Source organism: Sedimentibacter sp. zth1 (assembly GCF_017352195.1).
Lineage (GTDB): Bacteria > Bacillota > Clostridia > Tissierellales > Sedimentibacteraceae > UBA1535.
In genome coordinates this window covers 1474962-1497660 of record NZ_CP071445.1, presented here as the reverse complement: position 1 = coordinate 1497660, position 22699 = coordinate 1474962, and the positions used below count along the sequence as shown (strand labels likewise).

Below are 22699 nucleotides of genomic sequence, written 5' to 3'. Positions count from 1 at the left end.
CAATTGAATATGGGTACAAATATTTTAAATGATATAAACATTAGAAAAAAACCAATTGTTAGTAGTAAACCAAATGAAGTTAGTAAACCAAATGAAACCAGTAAAAAAACTGACAATTCAATAGTTGACAATGATTCGTTTTCTAAGCTATTAAATAGAACTGTTGTGAATGATAAGCAGCCAAAAGAGGTAGTGAAATCTACAACAAATGAAATTGATGAGCAATTTATAAATGAAGAAGATAAAACAAGTAATAATTTGATGTCATATATTTTGCTTTTACTACAAAATGTAAATTTAAATGCAACAAATAGTTTGGATTCAAATATTGCAGATGACAATACAAACAATACCTTATTAACTCAATTAAATATTGTAGATAATAATACTAACAATACTTTATTAAATCAATTGAATTGTGACTTAATAATTCCGAATTCATCTGTTTCAAATGTTATTTATGCAAATAATAATAGTAATAATGCTTCTGTTTTAGTTGAGCAACTATTATCACAAGGATTAGTCAATAACGAGCAAAGTAGCCCAGCTGATGCGTTACTTAATTTATTTTCAGACTTATCTACAGATACTAATTTATTAGATATTGTAGACAGTGCAATTCATCCTTATATTGCATCAAATAATATTGAATCTTTAAGCAAGCTTATTACGCAATATGATGGAGATAGCAAGAATGTAGTTTTAGAAAATATTATCAATTTGATTAGTCAAAAATTAGATTCTAAAATATTAGTGAGTGCTAGTAATGAAAACTCGTTAGTTAATACAAATACTGCTGAAAATTTAAATACTTTAGATTTTAATATTGTTAATCAAAATATTAAAAACATGCTGAGTGAAGATAAATCTATAGAAGAGCTAGTATTAACTACAAAGCCTATAAATCGGCAAAATGAAGAGCAACAAATTAATAAAAATGAAGATAAAACAAACACTGTAGAAAATGATGTTAACCTTAGCGATTTAGAGTTACCCAAAATAAACAATATGTTTAAAGTAACAGATGAAGCTTCAATGATTAAAGAAAACACAATTAATCAGGTTAAGGAACAAATAGTCATAATGAAGGATAAGGGTATAGATACAGTTTCAATGCAACTTACTCCAGAAAATTTAGGTAAGCTCGATATTAAAATGATATTTGATAAAGGCATATTAACAGTTGAAATTGTAGCATCTAATGCAAAAACTCAAAGCTTATTATTATCTAATTTAGATGAATTAAAGGCGGTTTTACAAGATAGTTCTCAGGAAAAGACATTTATTAATGTTAATACACAAAAGGAATTAGCTGATGAGTATCAAAATCAAAATAATCAAAATAATCGGCAAAGTCAACAACAAGAGCGAAAAGATAATAGAGAATATGTTGAAACTGAAACAAGCAATATGAGTGACTTCGAAAATGTAGATTTTCTTTCAGAATTAACAAAGCTTAGAGAAATTTATTACAATTATTAAAGAGTATAGTATAAGGAGAAGACATGGAAATAAAAGATTATGTATCACCCATATATAATACGAGTGGACTAAGTCAATCGAATAGTACTAAAAAATCCGATAAATCAAGTTTAGGTATTGATGATTTCTTGACACTATTAGCAGCGCAACTTGCAAATCAAGATATGATGAATCCTAGCTCGGATACTGAATTTATCGCTCAATTAGCACAGTTTTCATCTCTACAAGCAATGGATTCAATGGCAAAGATGACTACTATGAATCAATCCACAAATTTAGTGGGGAAAAATGTAATTGTAGCTAAATATGATAGTAACAATAAATTAGTGACAGAAGAAGGAATTGTTGAAAAAGTAACATTGTCCAGTGGAATGCCAAAGCTGTATGTCAATGGTAATGAATATGAATATTCAAATGTTATGGAAATAAAAAAAGTTCAAGAAATTGAAGAAACTGAGCCTGATAGTGATAAGACAGATGAAGAAAAGCCTGAAGGTAGTGATGATATCACATCTGAAGAGTAGCTATATTATAAAAAGTATAAAGGTGGTGGAGTTGTGACAGATATTAATTTTATAAGGAATATAAGTAATATCAACAATAATCTAGACATTAACTCCATAAAAAAACAGAACATTGACAGCAAAGATAATACATTTAGTAAACTGTTAAAGGAAAAATGTCAAAAAAATACTGTTTCATTTTCTAAGCATGCTACCGAAAGAATAGAAGAAAGAAATATTAATGTAGGTGAGGGTGTATCATCAAGGTTAAATGAAGCAATAGTACAAGCTAAGGGCAAGGGACTAAAAAATGTATTGGTTATGATTGATTCAACAGCATTTATAGTTAACACACTTAGCAATAAAGTTATAACAGCAGTAAATAATAACGAACTTAAAGAGAACATATTTACAAATATAGATGGAGCTGTAATAAAATAGCTGGTCCTTTTAGGAAGCTAAGTATTCCGACTTATTGACGAATACAAATATATACAGTTACCTTAATTAAAAGGAGAAATAAATATTATGATGAGATCATTGTACTCCGGCGTTGCTGGATTAAGAGCACACCAAACAAGAATGGATGTTGTAGGTAACAACATTGCGAACGTAAATACATACGCATATAAATCTCAAAGAGTAACTTTTAGAGATATGTATTACCAAACTATTAGATCATCAAGCGAAGGTGTAAATGCTACTCAACTTGGTTACGGTGCACAAGTAGGTTCAATAGATACATTGCATGTACAATCAGGATATGCTCCAACTGATAGACCAATGGACATATATATAGATGGAGAAGGTTTTATAGCAGTTGAAGATCCAAATGGTGGGAATATGTTTACACGTATAGGAGCATTATCTTTCATGCCTACATCTAATGGAACAACATTTAGATTAGTTGATATTAATGGTAATTCAGTTAAGGGAGCAATTTCTACCATAACTCCTGGTACACCTCCAACAACTGATTACGGCGCAAAATTAAACAATGATGAAGTACAATTAGAAGAAATTATAATTCCTGATTTTAACAAGTACACAAATATATCTATTGGTGGCAATGGTCATATTACCGGAATAGACGATAAAGGTAACGTACTTGATTTAGCAACTATAGGTATAGCTAAAATCTCAAATGCTGAAGGACTTACAATGCAAGGTAGTTCGTATTTTAAATCAATAAATAATACTGGAGATATAACTTACAATGTTCCAGGAAAAAATGGTGTTGGTTCATTAGTACCAGGTGCTTTGGAAATGTCAAATGTAGATTTAGCTAAAGAATTTACAGATATGATAACTACTCAAAGAGGATATCAAGCAAATTCAAGAATTATTACTGTAGTTGATGAAATGCTACAAGAATTAGTTAATCTTAAAAGATAGTTCTTTCTAGAATAGAGGGTTAAATCCCTCTATTCTAGGTTGTATAAAACAAAACATAAATTATTAAATAGCTAATTATAATGTTTAATGATTTATATTTAGTTTTATAAATTTATTAGAAAAAGGGGAGTCTATGATAGTATTGCAAAAGCTTAATAAAGAGGAAATAGTGCTAAATAGTAATTTAATTGAGCTAATAGAAACTATACCGGAAACTAAAATAATGTTAACAACTGGTAGGTACTACTTAGTAACTCAAACAAAGGATGAAGTTGTAAATCGTATAATAGAGTATAATAGAAAGATTTACAGTAATTTAATGAAAGTAAGCGAGGTATAAAAATGGACTTTACGATAATTATAGGACTTATAGCAGCTATCGGTCTTGTATTATATGGTATTACAGGTAATGGCGACTTAAATTCATTTTGGAATTTATCAAGTGTTTGTATTACTGTAGGTGGTACATTTGCTGCAACTTTTATGTCAGTCCCATTAAAAGATTTTTTGAAAATTCCAACGCACTTTAGAGTTGCGATGAGAAAAAATAAAGTTAACTTAAATGGATATATAGATGTTTTAGTTGATTTAGCACAAGAAGCAAGGGTAAAAGGATTATTGGCGCTTGAAGAAAAAGTAAATCAAATAGAAATTGATGATGATTTCTTGAAATTTTGTGTTATGCTTATTATAGATGCATTAGAAGCTACTAAAGTTAGGGAACAAATAGAGAATGAAATAAATTGTATTGAATCTCGTCATTCGGAGGTTTGGAAACTTTATGAAAGAGCTGAAGTCTTTGCACCTGCATTTGGTATGATAGGTACTTTAATAGGACTTATTAATATGCTTTCTACAATGAATCCAGATGATGCAACTAGCGTTACTAAAGGAATGGCTACTGCACTTATAACTACTTTTTATGGATCGTGTCTTGCAAATATATTCTTTGCACCGCTTGGTAATAAGTTGAAATCTAAGCATGCAGAAGAAATGGTTGTTAAAGAACTTATTATGGAAGGTGTACTTTCAATACAAGCTGGAGAAAATCCAAAATATTTAAGAGATAAATTAAAATCTTATTTGATTACAAAAGATAGAATAAATACAGACGACATAGAAGCGACTAACAGATAATAACATTTGTATATAACTTATAATTATACAGATTGAAGGTGAAAAATTTGGCAAGAAAGAAAAAATTGGATTCTGGTTCTAAAGGTTCTTGGCTTAATACTTATGCTGATATGGTAACATTATTATTAACATTTTTTATACTGCTTTTTTCAATGTCTAACTTAGATAAAGAAAAGTTTATGATGTTAGTTGAAGCATTTTCTAATGGTAATAATGTTATATCCAAACCTGACGATATGGAGCCAGGAGAGGATTTATTAGATCAAGGCTCAGTTGAAGAAACACCAGTTATAGAAGACAAAGATTTGGAAGGTTTAGATATACTGTATCAAATGATTCTAAATTACGTTAATAAAAATAATTTACAAGATGATATAGTGGTTGATAGAACTGAGGATAGTGTATTTATTCGTTTTAGAAACAATGTTTTTTTTGATGGTTATAGTTCTAAGTTAAAGGTTAGTGGTCAAAAGATTTTGGATATAGTTGCTTTGGGTATACATGAAGCAGATTATGCTATTGAAGAAATAATAGTTGCTGGACATACTGCAATGGTAGAAAGCGATTCTAGTTCAATCGATAGGAAATTATCAAGTGATAGAGCAGCTGAAGTTTTAGTATATTTAGAGTCGAAGGACATGTTTGATAAAGCAAAGCTATTATCAGTTGGATATGGGTTATATAGACCTATTGCAACTAATGAAACTCCAGAGGGTAGAGCACAAAATAGAAGAGTTGAAATACTCATTACAAAGAGAGGTCACGCTAGGAGTTTCACAGATTATATATATGATGTTTTAGGTGATAGAGAAGATAATAAAAATAATAACAATAAAAATATTAATGATTAGTATAAAAGTTTAATAGATAGAAGAGGGCAAGTAATATGGCAGATATATTGTCTCAAAATCAAATTGATGCACTGCTTAATAACTTAACCAGTGGTGAAGTCGATATAGAACAAATTAATACTGAAAATGAAGATGGAAAGATAAAAGTATATGATTTTAGTAGTCCGAAAAAAGTAACTAGAGAAAACATCAAATTACTTAATGGCGTTTACGAAAGCTATGGTCGTATTTTATCATCTTACCTCTCAGCAGTGTTAAGGCTTTTTTGTGAGATAGAAGTAGAACAAATAGAAGAAAGTATTTTTTATGAATATAACAATGCCTTAAGTGATTCTGTATTGTTATGTGTAGTAGATTTTTTGTTACCTGATAGTAAAAATTCTTGTGGTCAAGTTCTGATGAATTTTTCTAAACCATTAGCCTTTTCCATAATAGACAAACTAATGGGTGGCAATGGTGATGATTATAACTACGATAGAGATTTTACAGATATAGAATTATCTATATTGGATAATTTGATGAGACAAATAATAGCAAAAATGCAAGATGCATGGCAAGGAACAGTTCCAATAATAGTTGAATTTAATAAGATTGAAACCAATGCTAGATTTATACAATCTATTGGATACAATGATACTGTTTTATTGATAGTTATGAATACAGTAGTGAAACAATTAAATGGCTCAATAACAGTATGTATTCCAACTTTGACACTTGATGAAATATTTAAAAAATCTGAACATCTATTAAGATTAGGTAGAAAAAAATCTGATTTGCAGCAAGCTGAAATGGATAAGGAAGCAATACTTGGATACGTAAAAGCTTCAAATTTAAATATCTCAGGAGTATTAGGAAAAGCAGATTTATCCTTGAACGATGTTTTAAACATTCAACTTGGTGATGTAATTGTACTGGATAAAGGAGTTAATGAAGATATAACAATGAATGTGGAAGATCAATTGTGGTTTAAAGGTAAGTGGGGAGTCAAGAGAAAGAGAAATGCAATAAAAATCAAGGAAATCTTATATTAACGAAAAGAGGTATAATATGGAAAATTCAAATGAAATGTATTTAAGTGAAATGGAAAAAGATGTCATTGGAGAGGTGATGAATATTAGCCTAGGTTCTTCAGCAACCTCATTGTCATCTTTACTTAATCAACGAGTTGATATAACTGTACCAGAAGTTAACGTTGTTAGTGCTCAAAAATTTGATTTTGAAGATTTAGAACCAGCAATTGGGGTAGAAATAAAGTATATATCCGGTATCGAAGGCGACAATGTTATGATTTTAAAAAAAGACGATATCAAGGTTATATTAGAAACATTAATGGGAACTGAAATAGCAGATGATGAATTTGAGTTAGATGAAATTGCTATGAGTGCTGTTTGTGAAGTAATGAATCAAATGATGGGCTCATCTGCTACTGCACTTGCTGATTTTATAGGCAAAAGAGTGGATATTTCGACTCCTGTTACTTACGAAATTGTCAATAAGGAAGACTTTAAGGGAAGATATTATGCAGATAATGATATTATAGTATCGGTTAAATTTAAACTTAAGGTTGGAGATATTATCAATAGTGAATTTATCAATGTAATATCTGTTCCATTGGCTAAAGAGATGGTAACATTATTCTTGTCTGGTACTGGTTTGGGTGATAATACAGATACCACTGTAGAAACTACAGAAAGCATGCCTAGTAAATCAGATGACACAGTGAAAACAGAAAATGGTGAAAAAAAACAAAAAGAAATAAATAAGAAAGAACAAGTTATGCCTCACTCGGTACAATATGAAAATGAAGATACAGAGGAGGAAGAAGTTAATCGTCCAAAATCAAGACGTAAAAAGCAACATGAGTATTATGAAGACGACTTTGATGAAGAAGATGAGGATTATGATTATGAACCTAGACGTAGAAAATCAGATAGAAGAACAAGAAAGTCTAAAACACCAGTTAATGTTTCTCCAATGGAATATGAAAGTTTTGAGGATGAAGAGGAAGAATTATCAAACGAACAGCTTACTAATCTAGGGCTAATAATGTCTGTTCCACTACAAATAAGTGTTGAAATTGGCAGAACAAAGAAAAAAATAAAAGAAATACTTGAATTCCAACAAGGTTCAATAGTAGAATTAAATAAGCAAGCTGGTGCACAAGTTGATGTTATTGTAAATGGACAAGTTATAGCAAAGGGTGATGTAGTAGTAGTAAATGATAACTTTGGTGTAAGAGTAACAGAAATAGTAAAAAAAGATGATATAGTTAAAATAACTATGTAAAAAATAACAATGAAAAAGTTTTGTTTTATGGAGGTTAAGAACAAATGAGTGGCAAAATAATGATAGTAGATGACGCGGCTTTTATGAGAATGATGATTAAAGATACTCTTAAAAAGAATGGGTATGAGGAACTTTTAGAGGCTGGTGATGGAGAAATTGCAGTAAATACATACAAAACAGAGTCACCTGACTTAGTAATTATGGATATAACGATGCCTAATAAGGACGGTTTACAAGCATTAAAGGAAATTAAAGAATATGATAGCAATGCTAAGATAGTAATGTGTTCAGCAATGGGACAAGAGTCAATGGTAGTTGAAGCAATAAAACTTGGAGCTAAAGATTTTATTGTTAAACCGTTTAAGGCAGATAGAATACTAAAAACTGTTACAGCAGTTTTGGGATAATGAGGTGTTAATATCTTAGAAAATATAGTTCAACTTTTGATAGCCATTATAGGTATAATTTTAGTATTGTTTTTAACTTATTATTGTACGAAGTCATTATCAAAGGGAATTTTAAAGTATTCTACATCTAAAAACATTAAAATTATTGATAAAGTCCCATTAGGTCAAAATAAGTATTTAATTATAATAGATGTATGCGACAAAAATTATTTAGTTAGTGTTACTGACAATAATATTAACATACTAAAAGAGTTAGATGATAATATAGTAAAAAATACAGATAGTTCAAAAGTAAACAATGCTTCATTTTGTAAAATATTAAATGAAGCAATAAAAAATAGAAAATCATCTAAATTTAAGAAAGGCATTATTAGCGATGAGATTGATAAATTTGGTGAAAGAACAAAAAAGAAAATGTAGTTTTAAAATAATTTTGATTGCTCTCATGTTAATAGTTGTAACTAGTGTAAATGTTTACGCGGGCGTAATAAATGTAGATGTCAATGGTACAAAAAGTGATACTCTTGAAATTATCATTTTAATGACGGTACTTGCATTATTACCTTCAATCATTATAATGATGACATCTTTTACAAGAATTATAATAGTAATGTCATTTTTAAGAAATGCTCTAGGTATTCAGCAAACACCTCCAAATCAAGTATTGGTAGGGATAGCTTTATTTTTAACATTGTTTATAATGATGCCTGTTATAAAAGAAATAAATACAACGGCATATGAGCCGTATAAAAGTGAAGAAATATCACAGGAAGAGTTTTACGAAAAAGCAGCAAAACCTATTAAAGAGTTCATGCTAAAACAAACAGGAAAAAAAGAACTTGATATGTTTATTACATTGTCAAAAGATGAGAATTTTGTTAATGATGGTGATTTTGCATCACTTCCAATGACAGTAGTAATACCTGCTTTTATGACAAGTGAGCTTAGAAGAGCATTTATTATTGGATTTTTATTATTTATACCATTTTTAATCATTGATATAATAGTATCTACGGTGCTAATGTCTATGGGTATGATGATGTTACCACCAATTATGATATCCTTACCATTTAAAATATTATTGTTTGTGTTAGTAGACGGTTGGTCATTATTGTTTAAAACTCTAGTGATGTCTTTTAACATTTAAATTGGGAGGTAAATATGAATTCGTCATTAGTTATGGACATAATGCAACAAGCACTTTTGGTTATATTGAAAATATCATTACCATTGCTTGGTATAAGTATGATTGTAGGATTAATAATAGCAATATTTCAGGCAGCAACACAAATACATGAGCAAACATTAACTTTTGTTCCCAAATTAGTAACAGTAGCATTTTTGTTGATTATAATGGGATCGTTTATAATTAGTATAATGACAGAATTTATAACATACATTTTTAGTCTTATGACTAAATTAACGTAAGTGAGGCAATTATGGAGATAACACAGGATATTACATATTTTATTTTTATACTTGCTCGTATATCTGGATGTATAATTTTTAATCAAGTATTTGGTAGAGGAAATGTACCAGTCGTATTTCAAATTGGCTTAATCTTGATGTTATCTATTACTGTATATGGTATATTGCCGGTGGATAATTTTATGGAAGTTAATCTTCTACTAGAGTATGTTTTTCTCATTTTAAAGGAACTTTTTGTAGGTTTTATAATAGGACATATTATTAAGTTGTTTATGTCAGTTATTGTAATTGCCGGAGATGTATTGGATTTGCAAATGGGACTGTCAATGGCTAAAATATACGATCCAAAAATTAATATTTCAATGGGTATATCAGGCAGTTTGTTAAATGTATTTTTTATGTTATTGTTTTTTAGTGTTGGAGGTCATTTAACTTTAATAAAAATATTTATATCGTCATGTAAAATCATACCTATTGGTAATGTTCATATTAGTAAAGAGGTAATTTTATATGCAGTGGAATTATTTTCATACATTTTAATTTATGCAGTTAAATTGACCTTGCCAATTATGGCTATGGAATTCATTGTCGAAGTTGGTATGGGAATAATGATGAAAGCGATACCTCAAATACATTTATTTGTAGTAAATATTCCTGTAAAGATATTTATAGGATTTATGTCATTACTAATCTTAGTACCGACATTTTCTTCATTTTTAGAAAAATTAATAACACTTATGTTTGAGGCAATACAAAAAAGTTTGAGTTTATTAATGTAAAGGGAAAATAATATGTCAAGTCAAGAAAAAACGGAGAAAGCAACCCCCAAAAAGAGGCAAGACGAACGGAAGAAAGGTAATGTCTTTCAAAGTAAAGATATTGTTACAGTTGGTGTTATTGCAATTTCCTTTTATTTATTAAAATTTTGGGTGCCATACATATATAAATTTACTAGTGAAGCTATGATTAAATATTTTGGCTTAATAAATACGACTATTGATATTAATAGTCAATTTATTGTAAATGTATTTGTAGACATAGCTAAAATTGTTGCAAGCTCAGTTGGAATAATTGTAATTGCAATAATGATTGTATGTATAGCAATTACTGGTTCGCAAACGAAGTTTTTAGTGTCTAAGGATTCACTTAAGTTTAAAATGTCTAAATTAAATCCGCTTAAGGGTTTAAAAAGAATGGTATCTTTAAGGTCCTTAGTAGAATTAGTAAAAAACATTTTGAAAATATCAATTATAGGTTTTATACTATACAAAGTTATATATAGAAATTTAAAATATATTCCACAGTTGATGAATTACGATATAAAAAATGCTATTCATTTTGTATTTAAAATGATAATGAGTGCTGTAAATAGTGTTATTATTTATTTTTTAGCTTTAGCTGTTATAGACTATTTATATCAATGGTGGGAATATGAAAAAAATATAAAAATGTCTAAGCAAGATGTTAAAGATGAGTATAAAAATACTGAAGGTAATCCTGAAATTAAGGGCAAGATTAAGGATACTCAAAGAAAGATGTCAATGTCTAGAATGATGCAACAGGTACCACAGGCAGACGTAATAATTAGAAACCCCACTCATTTTGCTATTGCAATTAAGTATGATGAAAAAGCAAATAGAGCACCAATTGTCATAGCTAAAGGACAAGATTATGTGGCTAAAAGAATTATTGAAAAAGCTATGGAAAATAAAATATATATGATAGAGAATAGACCTTTAGCAAGGGCACTTTACAATAATGTTGAAATTAATCAGGAAGTGCCATTTGAATATTATGAGCAGATTGCAGAAATTTTAGCTTGGGTATACAAACTGAAGGAAAAAAGGAAATAGAACATGAAATTAATGAACAATACAATCACCTTATTTATAATGTTAGTAATTTTGATGATAATAATTCCATTGCCAGCTTTTATGTTGGATATGATGTTTATTATTAATATAACTTTGTCAATTATAATATTATTAACTACAATGTATATAACTGAATCTTTACAGTTTTCAATATTTCCTTCAATATTGTTGATTACGACTATATTTAGGCTAGCTCTAAATATTTCATCTACAAGATTAATATTGAGTAATGGTGGACAGGCGGGAGCTGTTATAGCTACTTTTGGTGATTTTGTTTTACAAGGGAAAGCAGTTATAGGATTTATTATATTCTTAATTATAGTTATTATACAATTCCTTGTTATCACAAAAGGTACAGAGAGAGTTGCAGAGGTTTCTGCTAGATTTACATTAGATGCTATGCCAGGTAAGCAGATGGCAATAGATGCTGATTTGAATTCTGGTATAATAACAGAGCAAGAAGCAAGAATAAGAAGACATAAGATTCAAAAAGAAGCAGATTTTTATGGGGCTATGGATGGTGCTACCAAATTTGTAAAAGGTGATGCTATTGCTTCTATAGTTATAACATTAATTAACTTTATTGCCGGTGTTGTAATTGGGATGGTACAAGGAACTGGTTCATTTACTGATGTTTTGTCAACATATACTATTGCTACGGTTGGTGATGGACTTGTATCACAGTTACCAGCACTTTTGATATCAACTGCTACAGGTATGGTAGTTACAAGGGCAGCATCAGAATCAAGCTTAAGTGTAGAAATTTCAAGGCAGTTTTTATCTCAACCTATGGTTTTAATTATTTCTGGAATAGTGTTAGTATTAATGTGTTTTATACCAGGATTTCCAAAACCTCAAATTTTATTTTTAGCTACAATTTTAATATTATTAGGAGTTAGATTATTAAGAACACAAAACACTAATAAAGAGATCGAAGAATCCGCCTTACAGAATGAAAATGAAAAAGAAGAAATTGTTAATGACGAAACTTACTATAGAAATATAGATAATATATATGAGCTTATTCAAGTTGACCCAATTGAGATGGAAGTTGGATATAGCTTAATACCACTTGTTGATGAAAATTCTGGTGGTAGTTTTATAGATAGAATTGTAATGTTTAGAAGACAATTTGCTATGGAGATGGGTATGGTTGTTCCTTCAGTTGTACTAAAGGACAATGGATATTTAAATCCTAATGAATATTTGATTAAAATTAAGGGAGAAGAAATAGCTAGAGGTGAAATACTAGTAGATTATTTTCTAGCATTAGAACCTAAAAATGTTACGGGTTCTGTAGATGGTATTGATACAATAGAGCCTGCATATGGAATCCCAAGCAAATGGATAACTAAGGATAAGAAAGATTTAGCCGAAATATATGGATATACAGTTATTGATCCATTATCAGTATTAGTTACTCATTTATCAGAAATTGTTAAGAAGCATGCTAATGAATTATTGTCTAGACAAGATATTAATCAATTATTGACAAATGTTAAAAAGACTAATGAGACAATTGTTGATGAGGTAATACCATCATTAATGAGTTATGGAAATCTACAAAAAATTCTTGGCAACCTGTTAAAAGAGAGTATTCCAATAAGAGATATGGAAACAATTTTAGAGACAATTGGTGATTATGGTGTTTCAGTAAAAGATACAGAAATGTTGACCGAGTATGTGAGACAGGCACTTAAGAGAACTATTACTAGAAAATGGGCCGATGGTGGTCAAATTAAAGTAATAACATTAAGTACAGATATAGAAAAATTAATGATTACTTCTGTAAATAAAAATGATCATGGCTCGTATTTAACAATAGACCCAGATACAATACAAAAAATTGTTAAATCTTTATTAGAGCAAATTCAAAACTTGAAGGAAGTTATAAGTACACCAATAATTTTAACTTCACCATTTGTTAGAATATATTTTAAAAAGCTTATAGATCAGTTTTACCCTAATGCTACAGTATTATCATTTAATGAAATTGACAATTCAGTTCAAATACAAGCAATAGGTAACGTTGAAATTAAATAGTAGAGAGTGATGAACATGATAGAAGCACAAATTATTAAAAATGATGATGTACTATGGAAAAAGTACTCAATAACAAAAGATATTGCTACTAGAAATGAAATCATTGAAAAATATAGCTATATTGTAAAGATTATTGCTATTCGTATTAGAGGAATGTATCAACAATATGGAGATATGGACGATGTAATTAACGAAGGTATTTTAGCTCTAATAGATGCTATTAACAAGTTTGATTTGTCAAAAAATACAAAATTTGAAACTTACGCTTCAATTAGAGTGAAAGGTGCTATAATTGATTATTGTAGGAGACAAGCATGGACACCTAGAAGAGTTAATAGAAATAAAAAACTTATTGAATCCGCAGAGAAAGAATTAAGTAACAAACTAGGAAGAAATCCAACTGAAAAAGAAATTGCATCATATTTAGATATTGATGTTATAAGCTATAATAAAATAATTGCTGAAACATATAATGTAAATTTATTATCCTTTGAGGATATGATTAATCAATTGTCTACTTTGAAAACAAGTGGTGTAAATGATTCATCACCAGAAGATAATTTTATAAAAAAAGAACTGCAATCTGTGTTAGCAAATGCTATAGATAAGCTTAATGAAAAAGAAAAATTATTAATATCTTTGTATTATAAAGAAGAAATTAAACTCAAAGATATTGCTAATTTATTAAATATAAGTAATTCAAGAGCTTCGCAAATACATTCACGAGCATTACAAAAGTTAAATATTTACATAAAAAAATATTTAGAATATTAGAATATATGAGGTGAGAATATGTCAAGAGGTTTGTACACATTAACTTCAGGAATGATTACACAACAAAGAAAAATAGACATAACAAGTAATAACTTGGCAAATATAAATACAGCTGGCTATAAGAAAGAACAGGCAGTTACAACTAATTTTGGTTCTTTATTGCTTAGTAAGGTTAATCAAAATGGAATAAAACAAACAACAGAACAATTGGGACAGGTATCATTAATTAGAATCGCTGAAGATAATAATACAATTCATTCACAAGGTGCATTGGATCAAACGGATGGAGCTTTCGATTTTGCAATATTAGGTTCAGGATTTTTTGGTATCAATAATAATGGAAATGTTCAATATACACGCAATGGTAGCTTTGACTTAGACAATGAAGGGTATTTGGTACTTGGAGATAAAGGACGTGTTCAAGGAGAATATGGGGATATTTTCATAGGTACAGATAAATATAATTGTACTGAGGATGGCGGTATATATGTTGAAGGAGAATTAATTGATAAAATTGCAATATACGATTTTGAAACGTATGACGTAATTGATAAAATATCAGAGGGAATGTATGGAGCAACTGTTCAAGCTCAATTAATGGAATATCCTGTTGTAAAAAAAGGTATGATTGAGAGATCAAATGTCAATATGGCAGATGAAATGGTAGAGGTAATGTCTTCACAAAGAGCTTTACAAAATGCTTCTCAAGCAATAAAAATGTATGATCAAATTATGGAATTAGCTGCTACTAGAATTGGTAGTTTAAATTAATAAAAGGGAGTTAAAATTATGATAAGAGCTTTTTATACAGCTGCAAGTGGCTCGAAAAGTAACCAAACATATTTAGATGTAATTTCTAACAATATGGCTAATTTACAAACTAATGGCTATAAAACAGTAAAAGCAGAATTTTCAGAATTGTTGTATTCAAATTTAAACCAAGTTCCTGGACAACCTAATTTGATGGTTGGTAGCGGTTCAAAAATAGGAAAAACAAATACATTATTTACACAAGGTCCAATAATGCAAACAGAAAATCAAAATGATTTTGCAATTGAAGGCGATGGATTTTTTGGAATAATGAAGAATGATGAAATCTATTACACAAGAACAGGTAACTTTACTATAGGATGTATAGATGATGAAAAGTATTTGATGCTAGACTCTGGATTTGTCTTGGACAATAACGAAGATCCTATAATTATAGATGATGAAACATCGGATATGAATATTGGTGTTTATTTATTTGAAAACAATGGTGATTTGGAGAGAGTTGGAGAGAGTTTGTTCAAGTTATCAAATGAAGATGCATACTATGAAATGGCTGAAAGGGCTAATATTAAAAGAGGATATATAGAAGGATCGGGTGTAAGTTTGTCAGAAGAAATGGTTAAGATGATTCAAACACAAAGAGCATTTCAATTTAACTCTAAAATTATACAGGTAGCAGATGAGATTGAGCAAACAATAAATTCACTACGGGGATAATGAATAATCTAATTTATTTAAGGAGTAAGATCTATGAATGGTAGCAAGTACACGTTAAATGAAAGCAATATTGACATAAAAGAAGAAAGTACAAAAGAAAATAAAACTGTTGATAATGTTCAAAAAAAAGGTGACGAGCAAAAATATATTTTAGATATTGTTGTTTCCGTAAATAAGTTGAAGGCTTATTTGCGAGTTCGACTACTTGATAAAAGTGTTGAAATAAATCATGAAGAAATTTTGCAAAAGCTTAAAGAGTTAGATATAGTTTATGGCATTAATGAAAATGATATAAAAGAATTTTGTGAAAAAAAAGAATATTTTAAAGAACTTATTGTAGCAGAAGGACTAATACCTATAAATGAAAAAAATGCATATCTAAAATATAATTTTGATATTGATAATAATATACAATTTACAGAAAAAAAAGATGGGAGTATTGATTTTAAAAATATTAACGCTATAAAGTCTGTAGAAAAAGATGGATTATTGTGTACTAAAATTCCTATTGAGCTTGGTAAAAATGGTTTTGATATATTTGGTAAAGAGGTACCACATAATAAAGCAAGAGATGTAGGGTTACCAACTGGTAAAAACACTTACGTATCTGAAGATGGTTTGAAATTATACGCAAATGTTAGTGGTTGCATTTATAAAAAGGCCAATTCAGTAGATGTAGATAATGTTTACACAGTAAAATGTGTAGATCACAGAACAGGAAATATAGATTTTTTAGGTAGTGTACTAATTAAAGAAGATGTAAAAGCTGGTTTCACCGTAAAAGCTAAAAATAATATCACTGTTAAAGGTATGGTCGAAGGTGCTACATTGGAAGCAGGTGGTGATATAACTATTAGCAATGGTATGAATGGCAGGGATGTTGGAAAAATATCAGCAGGGGGTAATATAACAAGTAAATATTTGGAAAATAGTATTGTATGTGCTGATAAAAATATTTATTCATGTGCAATAATTAATTGCAATGTAAATGCGCGTCAAAGTATTATACTTAAGGGTGCTAGGGCGACTATTATTGGTGGAGAGTGTATAGCTGGAGAGATTATACAAGCTAAAACAATAGGGACTAAGAACAATATTCAAACAAAAATTGTTATTGATTTAAATAAATATTTTAATGCTGAAAATTTGAAGTCGAAAAATAAACAATCTAGTATTAAAATAGAAAAAGAAATAAAAAAACAAGAGGATTCACTAAAACAATTAGAAGAAAAAATAAAAATGCTTTTACCATATATAAAAAAAAGTCCAGAGAATGAAAAAATATATAAATATGCGATTCTAAAAAAAGTGGAGCAAAATAAAGATATTGGTTTATTAAAAGCAAAATTATTGGAGCAAAAAGAAGAAAATAAAAAGATTTCAGATCACAAAATTTTGTGTAGTGGTATTATTTATGCAAATACTCGTATTAGTATTGGATGGTTGAAATATGTTGTAAGGGAAGATTTATCTTATTCTAAGTTATACAATGACGGAAGTGATATACAAATAACCCCATTATTACCATCAGAATTAAGCGCGGAGGGTTAATTATGATTATAAAAAATTTTGAACAGCTAAATGAAATGCACATTGACATTCTTAAAGAAATTGGTAATATAGGAGCTGGTAATGCTGCTACGTCGCTATCGCAAATGTTAATGAAAAAGGTAGATATGGAAGTACCTGAGGTTAAATTACTTAAATTTAACGAAGCAGTAGATTTGATGGGGGGACCTGAAAATATAGTTTTAGGAATTTTGATAAGAATGTCCATTGACCTTAATGGTATGGTTATGTTTTTATTAAAACGTGATTTTGTATGTATGGTAGTTAATTCATTGCTTGGTACTAACATAGATAAATTTGAGGAAATTGGAGAAATGGAGATATCAGCTTTATCTGAAATAGGTAATATAATGATAGCTTCTTATATAAATTCAATAGCAGGATTAACTGGTTTAACAATTGACATATCAGTTCCAGCATTAACAATTGATATGGCAGGTGCTATTTTAAGTGTCCCAGCAATAGAATTTGCAAATGTTTCTGATAAAGTGGTATTCATTCAAGAAAAATTTTACGCAGATGAAGATACTGTTGACAGTCATATAATAATGATTCCTGATGTAGACTCTTTAAATAAATTGTTACAAGGATTAGGAATTGAAATATGAAAAATACAGTAAACGTAGGGATATCTGATATGCAAATTGTGTCAGCTCCCGATACAATAGCAACATATGCTTTAGGTTCATGTGTAGGAATATGTATATTAGATAAGATTAAACAAATTGGTGGAATGGTTCATATAATGTTACCAAAAAACAACAATCTAGATGATATAAATCAAATATATAAATTTGCAGATACTGGAATCACAGAAATGGTTCACTTATTAGAACAAAAAGGTTGTGTCAAAATTAGAATGACCGCTAAAATTGCTGGTGGGGCCAAGATGTTTGAAGTAAAAGATGACGGAAAAAGTAGTATAGGAAATATAGGTGAAAGAAACGTAATTGCTGTAAAAAAAACCTTGCAAGATTTGAAAATACGTTTAGTAGCAGAGGATACAGGGCTTAACTATGGTAGAACAATATTTTTTGATTGTACTAATGGAGATTTAACTGTTAAATCATTTGCAAAAGGTATAAAAGTTATTTAAATTGCTTAATATAGCTGGAAAGGAGAAAAAATGGCTAAAACAATTTGTGTTACTAATCAGAAAGGCGGGGTTGCTAAAACTACGACTTCTAATGCTATTGGACTTGGATTTAAGAAAAAGGGATATAAAGTATTATTAATTGATTTAGATCCACAGGGCAATTTAAGTTTTAGTGTTAAAGCTGAAGTTGATGAGAGTGCTACCATATATGATGTTTTGAAGGGCGATGTTAGTGTACATGATGCTATACAAAAAACTGAAATTATAGATATTATACCGTCTAATATTATACTAAGTGGTGTTGATTTAGAATTTACACATACGGGAAGAGAATTCTTATTAAAAGAAGCATTGTCAAGTGTTCAAAATGAATATGACTATATCGTAATAGATACACCACCTTCTTTAAATATTTTGACAATTAATGCTTTCGCAGTCGCAGATTGTATTATTATACCTATGTTAGCGGATATTTTTAGTTTGCAAGGTATAACACAATTATATGAGACGATAACTAGAGTAAAAAAATACTGTAATCCAGCTATAAAAATTGAAGGAATACTTCTTACAAGATATAACCCAAGATTAATTTTAAGCTCAGAAATTAGGGAGACAGCTGAAATGATTGCTCAACAGTTAGGTACTACAATATTTGATACATATATTAGGGCAAGTGTTAGTATTCAAGAAGTACATACACAACAAGAAGATATGTATAAATATGCTTCTCGAAACAATGCAGTAAAAGATTACATGAATTTTGTAAAAGAACTAATTACTAGAGGAATATAATAATGGCTAAAAGAAAAAAAGAATTTAGCAAAGAGGCTATGTACAAAAAAATAATGCCTTCAATGTTTAATGATGCAAATGAAAAAAATTTGATAGAAGATAAAGATAATAATAAATTACAATCTAAAAAACATGCAGATGGAAGTAATAAAATCAAATCTAATATATCTAGTATTAGCAATAAAATTCTTAGTGAACTTCAAGAAATTAATGGTCATAATGAAAATGATATTGTAAGTGAAGAAGTTAATAATTCAAATAGTATTGAACAGGCTGAAGATGAAGGTAGTATAAGGTATTATATTGGCAAAAAAGATGACATAAGCTATGTTTCTATAGGTTTGAAATCAAGAGAAGAACCTAATAAGGAAATGAAGGAAATTACAATATATAATAAAAATAAAGAATTAGAGGAAACAACAGAAGAACTTAAAAAAAATATAATTGAAGAAGAGAATTTTGAAAATCAGACAATTTTAGACATAGAAGATGAAAGTATTATTGAAGAAAACAATAATCTTGATGCTGTTGATAATATTGACGAAAATGTATCTAAACAAGAGGTTGAAGAAGCTATTTTACAAGTGAACATATATGAATTGATGATTCAAGAAAAAATAGACAACATTTTGGGTAGATTTCAAATTAGCGATAGCTTAATAAAAAAGCAAGATATTGTAAATATGGTACTTAAAAAGTGTCCGGAGTATTATTTTGAAGGAACTGAAGAAAAAGTAAATCAAGAAGTAGAAAAAGAAAAAAACAAAAAAAGTGTTGATATAATATTAGAGATTATAAAAGTAATTATGGATATAAACAAAAAAAATAAAGATGATTAAAATCATCTTTTTATTTTTCTCTGTACATTCCTATAAGTGAGATTAAAATATCTTCATAATACTTGTGGTTATTGATATCATTGAAATTATAATATTTATTATATAAAGATTCTATATAGTTCATTTCATCATCAGAGGGCTTTAGATTATAAAGTTTATTGATTGCGTAAATAACCTCTGCTCTTGTAATAGGTTTATCTGGATTAAAATTTTCACCATTTCCTAAAACCAAATCTCTATTAACTAGTTTCAATATTTCAGGTTTTGCATAATGTCCATTTATATCATTATAAGCATAATTATTAACAGAAGGTATCGCAGAAATCTTTGATTTAAGTGATGATATATTGCAAATCATTTTGCAAAAGTCACCTCTTTTCAAGGAATTATCTGGTTTATATGTTTTATCTCTGTAGCCTCTAATATATTTTTTAGCATTTCCCATACAAATATAATTTACTGCCCAATGGTTGGTTACGTCTGTTAATCTAGACTTATCAAGTAGGTTTATATCATATGGTAAATCTGTTACTCGACATAATATTGTAACCATTTGTGCACGTGTTATCGTAGAATCGGGTTTAAAGCTTGTGTTAGATATACCCTTCATATACGATGGAAAAATATTATTATAATAGGCGCTATTTGCTTCTACCTTATCATATAAGATACCAGTTTCTTTAAATAATGAAATGGTTTCTAATGAATTGTGAACATCTGGACCAAGCTTTTTAGTAAACAAAACATTATGCTTGCTAGTAATAGTTGATTTAGCAATTGTTCTATTGCCACTGGCATCAACAATAATAAATAAGTATTCTCCATTATATTTAAATGGTATATCGTGTTTATATGTATAAATTGTATTAGGTACGTAATTGTTTGGGATATCTATATATTTGCCATCGAAAGTAATAATATAATCAAGCATAGCGTTATCAACAATATTTAACTCAAACAAATCATCATAAGTTATAGCAATACTTGCAGACGGTTTCATATAATCAATATTATCAATTGATAATGAAAATATTTCTTTTTGTCCTAATTTAGTATATGCTTCTATTATATAATTACCGTTATCAGTTATGAAATCACTTGTTGGATAGGTCATAACATCGCTATTAATAGTAAAGTTATAAGCTTTGTAATCAACTAAAATATTTCTATCATCGTTTTTATAATGTTTCCATATCATCATTAGGTAAAATTCACCTTGTCTTATAATTTTACAATTCATTGGTTGATTATCTACTTCAAAGCTATATTCATAAAATAATCCATTGTTTATTGCAGAAATATAATAATTAATTTCATTACTTTCAGTTACAGTGTTGTTAGGTAATTTAACAGTACGTATTTTATCTAAATCAGCATTAAATAATAGTTGCTTTTTTTCATAATCATACTTCAAATTCATATTATTATATAGAATATTTATGTCAAATATGTTATCATCATAATCTGTATGTGGTTTTTCATAATATTTGTCTTTTATATTGGTAATCTCATAATAAAATGTTTTTTTAGTACCGGTATTATCATATACCGTAAAAGGATATGAGCCATTTCTATCTGCCGCAAAAGTAGCAGTCGTTCCTGAAATTCTATAGCCAGTAGGTAAATATATATAAAAATTATCTGTATTCCCATCTTTAGAAGATACATTAATTGTAATATTTTTTATTTTATCTTTTACAATATCTGTTTCTACAAAACTTGCCTGTAAATTATTATTTATATAAACCGTTACATAAATAGTAGACTTTTTTCCATTCATTTCAGCAGTTAAAGTGGTTTTACCAGTTTTTATTGCTTTAACTGTACCTGTTTTATTTATAGTAACAATTTTTTCATCACCAGTTGTAAATTTAATTTCAGTTTTTGCTGCATTTTTAGGTCTAGTTGATACTGATAAAGTTTTTATATCTCCTACTTCTAAATATAAGCTTTTACCGCTATTAAGAGAGATTGACCTAAGTGCTGGAATAGTAGTATCTGCTATTACTGTGCTTGATAATATAAAGCTAAAAAGCATAGTAAAAAGAAGAATTATTGATAATATTTTTTTATTCAATTATGTTCCTCCTTAATGTAAATAGTTTGTTATTTTTTCTTGTAAATTTGTAATTGTCTTTCGTATAGGTATTTACAGATAACATTTTCATCATATGGAGTAACACCTATAAAAATACAACCATAATTATCATTATTATACTCATCAATTGTTTTATCAACTCTAATAATTTTTGCTTCTAAATCAATTGAGCAATTTTGATAGTGATCAAAAGTAAATGTAATTATATCATTTATGCAAAATGTTTCTTTAGATGTAAATAGCATGCCTCCAATACTTAAATTAAGCATTTTAATAACTATTGGATCTTTTATACTTAATGCTTTATTGTCACGTATTACAAGTCGAATAGAAGTTGTATAAGCTGTTCTGATTTTTAATGTTCTTCTTCTTTCAATTGTGCCATGCTGCTTAAGTATAGTAGCTGTTAATTGCATATTAGCTCCTATGTTTACAATACATTCGTATATTAAAACACCCCTCAATTCGTTAAAAACATTTAAAAATATAGTTTCTTTAGAATGTATTATAGGCAAGTTATTTCCCTTAATTACAATTCTACTGCCAACTATTTTATCTAGTTTACCTTTGCCAAGATACTGCTTATTTCTATCAAATATTTTTACTAAAAGTGAATTGTCTATCATAAAAATCTCCC

Annotated in this window: 26 protein-coding genes; 24 read left to right on the top strand and 2 right to left on the bottom strand. The window is 28.6% G+C overall.

Annotated elements, in window-relative coordinates; genetic code table 11:
* The first annotated feature begins 9 nt into the window (after positions 1-9).
* The 24 genes from JYG23_RS07595 (at position 10) to JYG23_RS07480 (ending at position 19964) form a co-directional block, all read left to right on the top strand.
* Positions 10-1482: a flagellar hook-length control protein FliK gene (locus JYG23_RS07595; protein ID WP_207237841.1), complete on the top strand. Its 1473-nt coding sequence runs from the start codon at positions 10-12 to the stop codon at positions 1480-1482.
* A 23-nt stretch (positions 1483-1505) separates the two neighbouring features.
* Positions 1506-2006: a flagellar hook capping FlgD N-terminal domain-containing protein gene (locus JYG23_RS07590; RefSeq protein ID WP_207237840.1), complete on the top strand. Its 501-nt coding sequence runs from the start codon at positions 1506-1508 to the stop codon at positions 2004-2006.
* 33 nt (positions 2007-2039) lie between these two features.
* A complete protein-coding gene (locus JYG23_RS07585; RefSeq protein WP_207237839.1) occupies positions 2040-2426 on the top strand; it encodes a TIGR02530 family flagellar biosynthesis protein in 387 nt (128 codons plus the stop codon).
* Between the two features lie 87 nt (positions 2427-2513).
* Positions 2514-3380 carry a flagellar hook-basal body complex protein gene (locus JYG23_RS07580; RefSeq protein WP_207237838.1) on the top strand — a complete coding sequence of 289 codons (867 nt, stop codon included), beginning with the start codon at positions 2514-2516 and terminating at the stop codon, positions 3378-3380.
* Between the two features lie 133 nt (positions 3381-3513).
* The gene (locus JYG23_RS07575) at positions 3514-3720 is read left to right on the top strand and encodes a flagellar FlbD family protein (RefSeq protein ID WP_207237837.1); all 207 of its coding nucleotides are present in this window, start codon (positions 3514-3516) and stop codon (positions 3718-3720) included.
* 2 nt (positions 3721-3722) lie between these two features.
* On the top strand, positions 3723-4517 hold the full coding sequence (locus tag JYG23_RS07570) for a motility protein A (protein WP_207237836.1): 795 nt from the start codon (positions 3723-3725) through the stop codon (positions 4515-4517).
* A gap of 47 nt (positions 4518-4564) precedes the next feature.
* Positions 4565-5368, top strand: a complete 804-nt coding sequence (locus JYG23_RS07565) for a flagellar motor protein MotB (protein WP_207237835.1) — start codon at positions 4565-4567, stop codon at positions 5366-5368.
* Between the two features lie 35 nt (positions 5369-5403).
* Positions 5404-6399 (top strand): flagellar motor switch protein FliM, encoded by a 996-nt coding sequence (gene fliM, locus JYG23_RS07560; protein ID WP_207237834.1) that lies wholly within the window; start codon positions 5404-5406, stop codon positions 6397-6399.
* A gap of 16 nt (positions 6400-6415) precedes the next feature.
* Positions 6416-7654 carry a flagellar motor switch phosphatase FliY gene (fliY, locus tag JYG23_RS07555; RefSeq protein WP_207237833.1) on the top strand — a complete coding sequence of 413 codons (1239 nt, stop codon included), beginning with the start codon at positions 6416-6418 and terminating at the stop codon, positions 7652-7654.
* Between the two features lie 44 nt (positions 7655-7698).
* Entirely contained in the window at positions 7699-8061 is a 363-nt protein-coding gene (locus JYG23_RS07550; protein ID WP_207237832.1) for a response regulator, read from the top strand.
* Between the two features lie 36 nt (positions 8062-8097).
* Positions 8098-8481: a flagellar biosynthetic protein FliO gene (locus tag JYG23_RS07545; protein WP_207237831.1), complete on the top strand. Its 384-nt coding sequence runs from the start codon at positions 8098-8100 to the stop codon at positions 8479-8481.
* On the top strand, positions 8438-9208 hold the full coding sequence (gene fliP, locus JYG23_RS07540; RefSeq protein WP_207237830.1) for a flagellar type III secretion system pore protein FliP: 771 nt from the start codon (positions 8438-8440) through the stop codon (positions 9206-9208). The genes JYG23_RS07545 and fliP overlap by 44 nt, the downstream gene beginning before the upstream one ends.
* Before the next feature lie 14 nt (positions 9209-9222).
* Positions 9223-9489 carry a flagellar biosynthesis protein FliQ gene (gene fliQ, locus JYG23_RS07535; RefSeq protein ID WP_207237829.1) on the top strand — a complete coding sequence of 89 codons (267 nt, stop codon included), beginning with the start codon at positions 9223-9225 and terminating at the stop codon, positions 9487-9489.
* 11 nt (positions 9490-9500) lie between these two features.
* Positions 9501-10268 carry a flagellar biosynthetic protein FliR gene (gene fliR / locus JYG23_RS07530; protein ID WP_207237828.1) on the top strand — a complete coding sequence of 256 codons (768 nt, stop codon included), beginning with the start codon at positions 9501-9503 and terminating at the stop codon, positions 10266-10268.
* 12 nt (positions 10269-10280) lie between these two features.
* Positions 10281-11342 carry a flagellar biosynthesis protein FlhB gene (flhB, locus tag JYG23_RS07525; protein ID WP_207237827.1) on the top strand — a complete coding sequence of 354 codons (1062 nt, stop codon included), beginning with the start codon at positions 10281-10283 and terminating at the stop codon, positions 11340-11342.
* Between the two features lie 3 nt (positions 11343-11345).
* Complete coding sequence (flhA, locus tag JYG23_RS07520; protein ID WP_207237826.1) at positions 11346-13406, top strand: flagellar biosynthesis protein FlhA; 2061 nt, start codon at positions 11346-11348, stop codon at positions 13404-13406.
* Between the two features lie 9 nt (positions 13407-13415).
* On the top strand, positions 13416-14180 hold the full coding sequence (locus JYG23_RS07515) for a sigma-70 family RNA polymerase sigma factor (RefSeq protein WP_242631653.1): 765 nt from the start codon (positions 13416-13418) through the stop codon (positions 14178-14180).
* An 18-nt stretch (positions 14181-14198) separates the two neighbouring features.
* Positions 14199-14951, top strand: coding sequence for a flagellar hook-basal body protein (locus JYG23_RS07510; RefSeq protein ID WP_207237825.1), 753 nt, complete (start codon positions 14199-14201; stop codon positions 14949-14951).
* Between the two features lie 18 nt (positions 14952-14969).
* On the top strand, positions 14970-15668 hold the full coding sequence (locus JYG23_RS07505) for a flagellar hook-basal body protein (RefSeq protein ID WP_207237824.1): 699 nt from the start codon (positions 14970-14972) through the stop codon (positions 15666-15668).
* Between the two features lie 33 nt (positions 15669-15701).
* The gene (locus JYG23_RS07500; RefSeq protein WP_207237823.1) at positions 15702-17219 is read left to right on the top strand and encodes a DUF342 domain-containing protein; all 1518 of its coding nucleotides are present in this window, start codon (positions 15702-15704) and stop codon (positions 17217-17219) included.
* 2 nt (positions 17220-17221) lie between these two features.
* Positions 17222-17845: a chemotaxis protein CheC gene (locus JYG23_RS07495; protein ID WP_242631652.1), complete on the top strand. Its 624-nt coding sequence runs from the start codon at positions 17222-17224 to the stop codon at positions 17843-17845.
* On the top strand, positions 17842-18333 hold the full coding sequence (locus tag JYG23_RS07490; RefSeq protein ID WP_207237822.1) for a chemotaxis protein CheD: 492 nt from the start codon (positions 17842-17844) through the stop codon (positions 18331-18333). The genes JYG23_RS07495 and JYG23_RS07490 overlap by 4 nt, the downstream gene beginning before the upstream one ends.
* Positions 18334-18363: 30 nt before the next feature.
* A complete protein-coding gene (locus tag JYG23_RS07485) occupies positions 18364-19125 on the top strand; it encodes a ParA family protein (RefSeq protein ID WP_207237821.1) in 762 nt (253 codons plus the stop codon).
* Between the two features lie 2 nt (positions 19126-19127).
* Positions 19128-19964: a hypothetical protein gene (locus JYG23_RS07480; protein ID WP_207237820.1), complete on the top strand. Its 837-nt coding sequence runs from the start codon at positions 19128-19130 to the stop codon at positions 19962-19964.
* 10 nt (positions 19965-19974) lie between these two features.
* On the opposite strand, the gene JYG23_RS07475 is transcribed toward JYG23_RS07480, so the two are convergent.
* Entirely contained in the window at positions 19975-22041 is a 2067-nt protein-coding gene (locus tag JYG23_RS07475) for an S-layer homology domain-containing protein (protein ID WP_207237819.1), read from the bottom strand.
* Between the two features lie 29 nt (positions 22042-22070).
* Positions 22071-22688, bottom strand: coding sequence for a PilZ domain-containing protein (locus JYG23_RS07470; protein WP_207237818.1), 618 nt, complete (start codon positions 22686-22688; stop codon positions 22071-22073).
* Positions 22689-22699 lie beyond the last annotated feature (11 nt).